The organism is Herbiconiux liangxiaofengii (assembly GCF_041927335.1).
Classification (GTDB): domain Bacteria; phylum Actinomycetota; class Actinomycetes; order Actinomycetales; family Microbacteriaceae; genus Herbiconiux; species Herbiconiux liangxiaofengii.
In genome coordinates, this window is sequence record NZ_JBHFHD010000013.1 from 25511 (window position 1) to 34407 (window position 8897).

11 protein-coding genes and 1 pseudogene are annotated in these 8897 nt (G+C 70.6%); 8 read left to right on the forward strand and 4 right to left on the reverse strand.

Annotated elements, in window-relative coordinates:
- Window positions 1-25: 25 nt before the first annotated feature.
- From coaD to ACEXOR_RS14400, 3 genes are read left to right on the forward strand one after another with little or no spacing between them, the layout of a single operon-like run.
- Window positions 26-517: a pantetheine-phosphate adenylyltransferase gene (gene coaD, locus ACEXOR_RS14390; RefSeq protein ID WP_374850389.1), complete on the forward strand. Its 492-nt coding sequence runs from the start codon at window positions 26-28 to the stop codon at window positions 515-517.
- Window positions 517-1518, forward strand: coding sequence for a TIGR03557 family F420-dependent LLM class oxidoreductase (locus ACEXOR_RS14395; protein WP_374850390.1), 1002 nt, complete (start codon window positions 517-519; stop codon window positions 1516-1518). Before coaD ends, ACEXOR_RS14395 begins: the two co-directional genes overlap by 1 nt.
- Window positions 1515-2402 (forward strand): coenzyme F420-0:L-glutamate ligase, encoded by an 888-nt coding sequence (locus ACEXOR_RS14400; protein ID WP_374850391.1) that lies wholly within the window; start codon window positions 1515-1517, stop codon window positions 2400-2402. Before ACEXOR_RS14395 ends, ACEXOR_RS14400 begins: the two co-directional genes overlap by 4 nt.
- Before the next feature lie 90 nt (window positions 2403-2492).
- Here the strand turns inward: ACEXOR_RS14400 and ACEXOR_RS14405 are convergent, their stop codons facing one another.
- The 3 genes from ACEXOR_RS14405 to ACEXOR_RS14415 all read right to left on the reverse strand — a co-directional run bounded on the left by ACEXOR_RS14405 (window position 2493) and on the right by ACEXOR_RS14415 (window position 4390).
- Window positions 2493-3302, reverse strand: coding sequence for a YidC/Oxa1 family membrane protein insertase (locus ACEXOR_RS14405; protein WP_374850392.1), 810 nt, complete (start codon window positions 3300-3302; stop codon window positions 2493-2495).
- A 76-nt stretch (window positions 3303-3378) separates the two neighbouring features.
- Complete coding sequence (locus ACEXOR_RS14410) at window positions 3379-3723, reverse strand: DUF6412 domain-containing protein (RefSeq protein WP_374850393.1); 345 nt, start codon at window positions 3721-3723, stop codon at window positions 3379-3381.
- 163 nt (window positions 3724-3886) lie between these two features.
- The gene (locus tag ACEXOR_RS14415) at window positions 3887-4390 is read right to left on the reverse strand and encodes a hypothetical protein (protein ID WP_374850394.1); all 504 of its coding nucleotides are present in this window, start codon (window positions 4388-4390) and stop codon (window positions 3887-3889) included.
- A gap of 85 nt (window positions 4391-4475) precedes the next feature.
- On the opposite strand from ACEXOR_RS14415, the gene cofC reads away from it, so the two are divergent.
- On the forward strand, window positions 4476-5159 hold the full coding sequence (cofC, locus tag ACEXOR_RS14420; RefSeq protein ID WP_374850395.1) for a 2-phospho-L-lactate guanylyltransferase: 684 nt from the start codon (window positions 4476-4478) through the stop codon (window positions 5157-5159).
- On the opposite strand, the gene ACEXOR_RS14425 is transcribed toward cofC, so the two are convergent.
- Entirely contained in the window at window positions 5142-6104 is a 963-nt protein-coding gene (locus ACEXOR_RS14425) for a sugar-binding transcriptional regulator (protein WP_374850396.1), read from the reverse strand. The genes cofC and ACEXOR_RS14425 overlap by 18 nt on opposite strands.
- 148 nt (window positions 6105-6252) lie before the next feature.
- On the opposite strand from ACEXOR_RS14425, the gene ACEXOR_RS14430 reads away from it, so the two are divergent.
- The 4 genes and pseudogenes from ACEXOR_RS14430 to ACEXOR_RS14445 all read left to right on the forward strand — a co-directional run.
- On the forward strand, window positions 6253-8022 hold the full coding sequence (locus tag ACEXOR_RS14430) for a glycerol-3-phosphate dehydrogenase/oxidase (protein WP_374850397.1): 1770 nt from the start codon (window positions 6253-6255) through the stop codon (window positions 8020-8022).
- A gap of 41 nt (window positions 8023-8063) precedes the next feature.
- Window positions 8064-8264 (forward strand): annotated as a pseudogene (locus tag ACEXOR_RS14435) (aquaporin); the annotation flags it as partial.
- A gap of 53 nt (window positions 8265-8317) precedes the next feature.
- Window positions 8318-8551, forward strand: a complete 234-nt coding sequence (locus ACEXOR_RS14440) for a hypothetical protein (protein ID WP_374850399.1) — start codon at window positions 8318-8320, stop codon at window positions 8549-8551.
- A 41-nt stretch (window positions 8552-8592) separates the two neighbouring features.
- Window positions 8593-8897 (forward strand): aquaporin (locus tag ACEXOR_RS14445; protein ID WP_374850400.1); only part of this gene is annotated, 305 nt, incomplete at its 3' end.

Genomic DNA, 8897 nt, shown 5'->3' on the forward strand with positions numbered 1-8897 from the left:
TGCGGCGATTGATAGCCTTGACGGCATGAGCAGTGTCGCGGTTGTACCCGGTTCGTTCGACCCCGTCACACTGGGTCACCTCGATGTGATCGAGCGTGCCGCCACCATCTTCGACGTGGTGCACGTGGTGGTGGTGCACAACCCCGACAAGCACGCCCTCATCCCGATCGCGCACCGGGTGTCGCTGATCGAGCGCTCGCTCGAGGAGCGCGGGCTCCTCGGCCCCGGTGTGCTCGTGACCTCGTGGTCGATGGGGTTGCTCGTCGACTACTGCACCGACGTGGGAGCCACCGCGATCGTGAAGGGCATCCGCTCGCAGGTCGACGTGGCCTACGAGACACCGATGGCGATCGTGAACCGCGACCTCGCGGGGGTGGAGACCATCTTCCTGCTGCCCGATCCCGCCCACGCGCACGTGTCGAGCTCGCTCGTGCGGCAGGTGTCGGCGCTCGGGGGCGATGTGGCGCCCTATGTCCCGATGGTCGTGGCGGAGTTCCTCGTTCACACCACCGACTGATGGCCGCGCTGCAGATCGGCTTCGTGGCCGCGCTCGAGCAGATGCCGCCGCGCGAGGCCGTCGACCTCGCCGAGTACGCCGAGAACAAGGGGTTCTCGGGCATCATGGCGTCGGACCACTTCCAGCCCTGGGTGCCCCGGCAGGGCGAGTCGTCGTTCGTCTGGAACGTGCTGTCCGCGGTGGGGGAGCGCACCCGCGGCGATTTCGGCCCCGGTGTCACGTCGCCGAGCTACCGCTGGCATCCTGCCATGGTGGCGCAGGCCTCGGCCACGATGGCTGCGATGTACCCCGGCCGGCACTGGCTCGGCATCGGGTCGGGCGAAGCCATCAATGAGCACGTCGTGGGCGGATACTGGCCCGAGGCCCCGGAGCGCATCAACCGCATGTTCGAGGCGGTGGACGTGATCAACAAGCTGTTCACCGCATCCGTCGCCGGAAAAGACGTGAAGCACTCCGGCACCTTCTTCAAGCTCGAATCGACCCGGTTGTGGACCATGCCGGCCGAGCCGCCACCGGTGTTCGTGGCCACGGCCGGGCCCGTCACGGCCAAGCGCGCGGGGCGCACGGTCGACGGGCTGATCACGGTGGGGGCACCGATCGACAAGATCGCCGGACTGTTCTCGCGCTTCGACGAGGGCGCCCGCGAGGCGGGCAAAGACCCCTCGCGCATGCCGCGCATGCTGCAGCTGCACCTGTCGTGGGCCGGCACCGACGAGCAGGCGATGGCCAACGCGCTCGCCGAGTGGCCGAACGGGGGCATGCGTTTTCCGAAGGCCGACATCCGCTCGCCGTTCGAGTTCGAGCAGATCGCCAAGATGGTGCGCCCGGCCGATTTCGACGGGCGGATGGTGGTCTCCAGCGATCCCGACGTGCACCGGGCGCACATCCAGCGCTATGTGGATCTCGGGTTCGACCGCATCTACCTGCACAACGTGGGGCGCAACCAGCGCGAGTGGATCGACGTGTTCGCGCGCGACGTGCTGCCGGGGCTGCGGCGATGAGCGGTGTGGCTGCGTCGAGCGGGATGGGCGCTGGTGCGCTGCACGAGCTGCGGGTGGTGGCGTTCGAGGGCGTTCCGGAGGTGGAGCCGGGCGCCGATCTCGTGGCGCTGATCGGCGACGCGCTCGACGGGGCCGGGCTCACCGTGCTCGACGGCGACATCCTCGTGGTGACCTCGAAGATCGTGTCGAAGGCGGAGGGCCGGCGGATCGCGGCGGCCGACCGCGAAGAGGCGATCACCGCCGAGACGGTGCGGGTGGTGGCCACGCGGGCCTACCCCGGAGGCGTCACGCGCATCGTCGAGAACCGCCAGGGCCTCGTGCAGGCGGCCGCCGGTGTCGATGCCAGCAACACCCCCGACGGCACGGTGCTGCTGTTGCCCGTCGACCCCGACGCCTCGGCGCGGGGGCTCGCGGCCGGGCTGCGCGCGCGGTTCGGCGTGCTGCTCGGGGTGATCGTCTCCGACACCCTGGGCCGCGCCTGGCGGGAGGGTCAGGTCGACATGGCCATCGGGGCAGCGGGCGTGCGCGTGCTCGACGACCTGCGCGGCACGCGCGACAGCTTCGGCCACGAGCTCGCCGTCACCCAGGCGGCGCTCGGCGACGAGCTGGCCTCGGCCGGCGACCTGGTGAAGGGCAAGGCGAGCGGGATGCCGGTGGCCCTCGTGCGCGGACTCCCCGACGCGGTGGTCGAGTCGCTCGACACCCCGGCCCGCGCGCTCACCCGCACGGGCCCGGGGGACATGTTCCGGCTCGGCACCGACGAGGCCCTCGCCCAGGGCCGCGCGGAGGGCCTCGCCCAGGGCCGCGCCGAGGCTGCCGCCGCGATCGCGCGCCTCACTGCCGAGCTCGACGCCCTGCGCGCCGCCGGCCCCGCCACCCCCTGATACGAGTTCTCACCCCGCCGAGTTGCGCCAAATCACCCCTTCCCGGCCCCTGAGAGGGCGATTTGGCGCAACTCGACGGGGGGATGGGGGTCAGCGGATGAGACGGTGCAAGAGGGCGCGTTCGGCGAGCGTCCAGGTGGTGGTCACCAGGAGGTAGAGTGCCGCCGCCAGAGGCACGAAGGCCCCGATCACCACCGTGAGCAGGGGTAGCCACGTCAGCGCCTGCATCACCGTCCCACCGGGTGCGAGCACGGACGGGACACCGCCGCCGCCTGCGCCGCCGCCCGACCGCCCCGGTCCCGATGTCGGGGGAGCGATCGCCGCGGGCGGGGTCGTCGCCAGCGTGAAGCGTCGCGACACCAGGGCGACCGCGGCGATCAGCGCCAGCACGATTCCGGTGGCGACGAGGCCGGCAGCGGCATCCGGATTCAGCGTGAAGGCCGTGAGCTCGCCCACGAAGCCCGTGCCCAGAGGAGCGCCGACGAGCGTCTCGGCCAGCAGCGGGTTGGCGTGCCCGTTGATCGTCGGCAGCACGAACAGGCCGTACACGAGCGACAGGATCGGGGCCTGGATGAGCAGCGGCAGGCATCCGGCCAGGGGGGACGCCCCCTCCTCGGCGTAGAGCGCCATCGTCTCCCGCTGCAGGCGCTGCGGGTCGCGGCGGTGCCGCTGCTGGAGGTCGGCGAGCCGGGGCGCGAGCCGGCGGCGCAGGCGCTGCGCCCTGGCCTGCGAGAGGCCCACCGGGATGAGGGCGAGCCGCACGATCACGGTGAGGGCGACGATGGCGAGTGCCGCCGAGGCGCCGCCGGCCAGCGGTGTGAGGGACATTGAGAGGAACTGCAGTACGGCCGAAGCCGCTTCGAGCGCGGCCGCGACGGGGCCGAAGGCATAGATGTTCATGGGACTCCTTGCGGGATACGGATGGGGGACCGTATGGCCGCGGAGGAGCCGGCGCCTTTCGACAGGCGCGGCTGGGCTAGGCGGCCGCGAGGAGGCGGCCGGGGGCCCGGGTTCGGGGGCGACCCGGCGCGTCGGGGCGGCTCTGCAGCACCACGACGGGCAGCTCCACGTCGTCGTCGGGGCGTGGCCGAGCGGATGCACCGAGCATCGCGGCGATCACCGCACCGAGAGTGCGGACCGCCAGCACCGCCGACGTCAGCGCGACGGCGGTGGCCGCCAGCGCCAGAGCCGAGAGCAGTGCGGGATCGACGGCCCCGGTGGCGCCGCTGGAGGAGATGAACCAGACCAGCCCGAGACCGAGCGCGACGGCGGTGAGGGTCAGCAGGGCGCTGGTGCCCGCCCGCATCCGCTCGCCGCTCATGCAGCCGACTCTAGCGCGCCCGGCGGCCGGGCGAGCCGCCCTGGCCGGCTGCCGCCCGCAGGGCGATGCCGTGCAGGCGAGGTCGCGGGCGCGGATACGCCGAAGGCCGGCGCCCCCATCGGGTTGGGGCGCCGGCCCTCGGCGTGGTGCCGCGTGCCCGGGGTCAGGCCGCTCGCACGTACGAGCCGGAACCCGAACCCGCGGCACCCGCACCGGGTGTTCCGGCCGGGCCCGAGCCGGTCGCGCTGTCGCCGACCGTACCGGGCGCCGAGGCGGTGCCGGCGGCCGGCCGGCGGAGTACCGCGTGCGGGGCGATGGTGGTGTCGTTGTCCACCAGCGTGCTGTCCGCCAGGGCCGCGCCCTCGCCGATGCGCGTGTGGCTGCCCACCTTCGACGACCGGCCGATCACGGCCGAGGGGCCGACGTGCACGTTCGCTCCGATGAACACTCCGGCGCCGAGGATCGCGTCGTGCTCGATCCAGCTGCCCGAGCCGATCCAGGCCTTGGGCCCGATCTTCGCTCCGGCCTCGACGTAGCTCGTGGGGTCGACGTAGGCCGACGGGTCGACCTCCGAACCGACTGCGACGTAACCCTTTCCATTGGGGTGGCGGCGATACCGCGACACGACTCCGCGTTCGCCCTCGATCTCAAGAAACGTTCTGCTCACGTTGTATACAACAAAGATACGGCTGCATCATTCCCGAAAACGTACCGATCGTTCTGTCTGTCATCCGTGCGCGATAATCGAGACGGTGAGCCCCCCGACCACCCCGAGCACCGCCTGGACGGTCGTCGTCCCCGTCAAGGGCACCGTCGACGGCAAGAGCCGGCTGATGCCCGAACGCTCGGCGACCGAGCGCGCTCGCCTGGCCGAGGCGTTCGCCCTCGACACCCTGGCCGCGCTGCAGCGCGCGGCGAGCGTCGGCCGCGTGATCGTGGTGACGGATGCCGCCGCGCCCATCGCGGCCCGACTCCGCGAACGCGGGCTCACCGTGGTGGCCGACCCCGGCCAGGGCCTCAACGCGGCGGTGACCGCCGGCCTCGCGGAGGCCGGCGAGGCGCCCGGCCTCGCGGCCCTGCTCGGCGACCTCCCCGGGCTGCGACCCGCTGATGTCGACGTGGCCCTCTCGGCGGCACGTGCGCATCCGCTCGCCTTCGTCGTCGACGCGAACGACACCGGAACGACGCTCATCACCGCCACCACGTCGCCCCTGGTGCCACGGTTCGGCGCGGGCTCGGCCGAACGGCACCGCGCCGCCGGGCACGTGCTGCTGGCCCTCGGCGACGACTCCTCGCTGCGCCACGACGTCGACACCGAGGTCGAGCTGCAGGCGGCCCTCGAGCGCGGAGTGGGCGAGCACACCGGTGCCGCCCTGCGTGCGATCGGCGAGGCGACGCGCGCGGAGGCGCCGGCCCCCTCAGCTCTCCAGCAGTGAGTGCGCCGTCGCCTCGTCGATGATCAGGTCGGTCATCACTCCGGCCGCGAGGGCCCCGTGCAACGCCGGCAGCTTCGACCGCCCCGACACCACGCACACGCGCCGCGACACCTTGCGCAGCAGCGTGAGCGACGGGCCCGACGAGCGGGCGTTCATCGGGATGTCGTCGCTGGAGCCGTCGGCCCGGTAGAACACCGTGGCCACATCACCCACCACCTGCGACTGCCGCAGCTGCTGGAAGTCGTCGTCGTCGAGGTAGCCGCCCACGTACACGTGCGAGGGCACGTCGGCGGTGGCGGAGCCGAGGCCGAACAGCGCGATGTCCATGTGCTTCTGGATCTCCAGCACCCGGCGGATGCTGCGCTCGCGCCAGAGCACCTCCTTGGTGCGCGGGTCGTCGAAGAACGCCGGAACCGGGAACTGCTGCACGTAGGCGCCGAACGCCGTGCCGAACCGGCTCATGATCTCGCTGGCGTAGCCGATACCCGTGGTGCGCGCGTTGGAGGCGCCGTTCAGCTGCACGATCTGGGAGTTGTGCGTCACCTTCTCCTGCAGGTGCCGCGACACCGCCGAGAGGGTCGAGCCCCAGGCGATGCCCATGGTCATGTTGGAGTCGAAGAACGGCCCGAGAATTCGTGCAGCGCTCATCGCCACGCGCTCCAGGCGGTCGACCTCGGCGGTCGAGTCGGGCACGGGTACCACGTGCGCGGTGACGCCGTGACGCTCCCGGATGCGCTCCTGCACGCTGGAGAGCCGATCCAGCGGCGACTTCACCTGGATCTCCACCAGGCCCGTGTCGCGGGCGTAGCCGAGCAGTCGTGAGACGGAGGAGCGCGAGGTGTGCAGCTCCGCGGCGATGGCCTCCATCGTCAGGTCCTGGAGGTAGTAGAGGTGGGCGGCGCGGAGGGCATCGCGCTCTTTCTCGGCCCCGGCTGAATCGACCATGCGTCGTCGCATCCTTTCGCGTGCACATATGTGCAACGAGCTTGATCATATGTGAAAAGCGTCGTAGAACTAGGGGATTGCAGGAAAGAGCGCGACATCCGATGCGGGATGCGAGCCATCCGCACAAGAGCACGAAGGCGAGTACACAGTGAGTTCCCCGAAGAACGAAACCCCCGTCCGTCCGTCCGGCGATGTCCGCCCCGAGGTCGAGGCGATCCGCCAGAACCCGAAGACCCAGGTGCTGATCGTCGGCGGCGGCATCAACGGCATCGGCACCTTCCGCGACCTGGCGCTGCAGGGCGTCGACGTGGTGCTCGTCGAGCGCGGCGACTACGCCAGCGGCGCCTCGGCCGCGTCGAGCCACATGATCCACGGTGGCGTGCGCTACCTCGAGAACGGCGAGTTCCGCCTGGTGCGTGAGAGCGTGCAGGAGCGCAACCGGCTGCTGCGCCTGGCGCCGCACTACGTGAAGCCGCTGCCCACCACCATCCCGATCTTCTCCACGTTCTCGGGCATCCTGAGCGCGCCCCTTCGGTTCCTCACCCACAAGCAGGGCAAGGCCAAGGAGCGCGGCGCTCTGCTGATCAAGGTGGGCCTGATGGGCTACGACTCCTTCTCGCGCGACGGCGGCAACGTGCCGCGCCACAAGTTCGTGGGCCGCAAGAAGTCGCTTGCCAAGCTTCCGAAGCTCCGCAGCGACGTGAAGTACACGGCCACCTACTACGACGCCGCCGTCGAGAACCCCGAGCGGCTCGCGCTCGACCTGGTTCAGGATGCGCTGGCCACCGGTTCGAAGGCCCGTACCGCCAACTACCTCGAGGCCGTCGGGTCCAACGGCGACGCCGTGGTGCTCCGCGACCTCGTCTCGGGCGAGACCTTCGAGGTGTCGGCCGACGTCGTGGTGAACACCTCCGGCCCCTGGACCGACCTCACCAACGCCGCCTTCGGCGAAGCCACCACCTGGATGGGCGGCACCAAGGGCTCGCACATCGTGCTCGACAACCGCGAGCTTTACGAGGCCTGCGCCGGCGGCGAGGTGTTCTTCGAGAACAACGACGGCCGCATCGTGCTGATCTACCCGCTCAACGGCCGGGTGCTGGTGGGCACCACCGACCTCGAGGCCGACATCAACGAGCCGAGCGTATGCACCGAAGAAGAGGTCGACTACTTCTTCAAGCTCGTCAAGCACGTCTTCCCGACCATCACGGTCGACCGGCCGCAGATCGTCTACCGCTACTCGGGCATCCGCCCGCTGCCCGGCCACGGCGACACCGCCCCCGGCTTCGTGTCGCGCGACTACCGCATCGAGCAGACCACGTTCGGCGGATCGTCGCGGGTCAAGCAGCTCAGCCTCGTGGGCGGCAAGTGGACGACCTTCCGGGCGCTCTCCGAGCACCTCGCCAACGACACGCTGGCGCTGCTCGGCCGCACCCGCACGGTGAGCACCGTCGACCTGGCCATCGGCGGCGGCGTGGGCTTCCCGACGACGCCGGCCGGCACGGCCGCCTGGATCAAGGCCCACGGCGCCGACCTCGGCCAGGAGCGCACCCGGGTGCTGCTCGGCCGCTACGGCACGAACGCCGCCAAGGTCATCGACCACATCGCGTCGCTGAACGCGACGGAGCAGACGGATGCGCCGCTCGCGACGCTGCCCGGCTACAGCACCGGCGAGATCGACTTCCTGATGGGGGAGCACACCGTGCACCTGAGCGACCTGGTGCTGCGCCGCAGCATCATCGCGTTCGTGGGCGGACTCACCCAGGAGGTCTTCGACGAGCTGAGCCGCGTGGCGCAGCAGTCGAACGGCTGGTCGGACGAGACCCTCGCCGACGAGCGCCGCCTCGCGGTGGAGAACCTCCGCTTCTTCCACGGCATCGTGCTGGAAGCGGCGAACACGGCGGCAGCAGCCGTCAACTGAGTCGGTGGCGCGACGTCGCGCCACCCGTAAGAAAGGTCAACGTGGACAATCTCGGTATCGACTTCGTGTCGGAGCTGGTGGGCACAGCATTGCTGGTGCTCCTGGGCTGCGGTGTCGTGGCCAACGTGGCGCTCGTGCGGAGCAAGGGTTTCAACGGCGGCACTCTGATGGTGAACATCGGTTGGGGCCTTGCGGTCTTCGCCGGTGTGATCGTGTCGTACGCCTCCGGCGCCCACCTCAACCTGCGCCGCTCGCGACGCTGCCCGGCTACAGCACCGGCGAGATCGACTTCCTGATGGGGGAGCACACCGTGCACCTGAGCGACCTGGTGCTGCGCCGCAGCATCATCGCGTTCGTGGGCGGACTCACCCAGGAGGTCTTCGACGAGCTGAGCCGCGTGGCGCAGCAGTCGAACGGCTGGTCGGACGAGACCCTCGCCGACGAGCGCCGCCTCGCGGTGGAGAACCTCCGCTTCTTCCACGGCATCGTGCTGGAAGCGGCGAACACGGCGGCAGCAGCCGTCAACTGAGTCGGTGGCGCGACGTCGCGCCACCCGTAAGAAAGGTCAACGTGGACAATCTCGGTATCGACTTCGTGTCGGAGCTGGTGGGCACAGCATTGCTGGTGCTCCTGGGCTGCGGTGTCGTGGCCAACGTGGCGCTCGTGCGGAGCAAGGGTTTCAACGGCGGCACTCTGATGGTGAACATCGGTTGGGGCCTTGCGGTCTTCGCCGGTGTGATCGTGTCGTACGCCTCCGGCGCCCACCTCAACCCCGCGGTGACCCTGGGTCTTCTCGCCAACGGTGCGACGTCCTTCGGGTCGGCGGCCACGCCGGTCGATGTGAACGCGGTCACGGTGATCGCGTACATCGGTGC

Excerpts from the sequence above, each read along its gene's own strand:
- coaD (WP_374850389.1), top strand. The coding sequence starts at position 26 with ATGAGCAGTGTCGCGGTTGTACCCGGTTCGTTCGACCCCGTCACACTG.
- ACEXOR_RS14395 (WP_374850390.1), top strand. The coding sequence starts at position 517 with ATGGCCGCGCTGCAGATCGGCTTCGTGGCCGCGCTCGAGCAGATGCCG.
- ACEXOR_RS14400 (WP_374850391.1), top strand. The coding sequence starts at position 1,515 with ATGAGCGGTGTGGCTGCGTCGAGCGGGATGGGCGCTGGTGCGCTGCAC.
- ACEXOR_RS14405 (WP_374850392.1), bottom strand. The coding sequence starts at position 3,302 with ATGAACATCTATGCCTTCGGCCCCGTCGCGGCCGCGCTCGAAGCGGCT.
- ACEXOR_RS14410 (WP_374850393.1), bottom strand. The coding sequence starts at position 3,723 with ATGAGCGGCGAGCGGATGCGGGCGGGCACCAGCGCCCTGCTGACCCTC.
- ACEXOR_RS14425 (WP_374850396.1), bottom strand. The coding sequence starts at position 6,104 with ATGGTCGATTCAGCCGGGGCCGAGAAAGAGCGCGATGCCCTCCGCGCC.
- ACEXOR_RS14440 (WP_374850399.1), top strand. The coding sequence starts at position 8,318 with ATGGGGGAGCACACCGTGCACCTGAGCGACCTGGTGCTGCGCCGCAGC.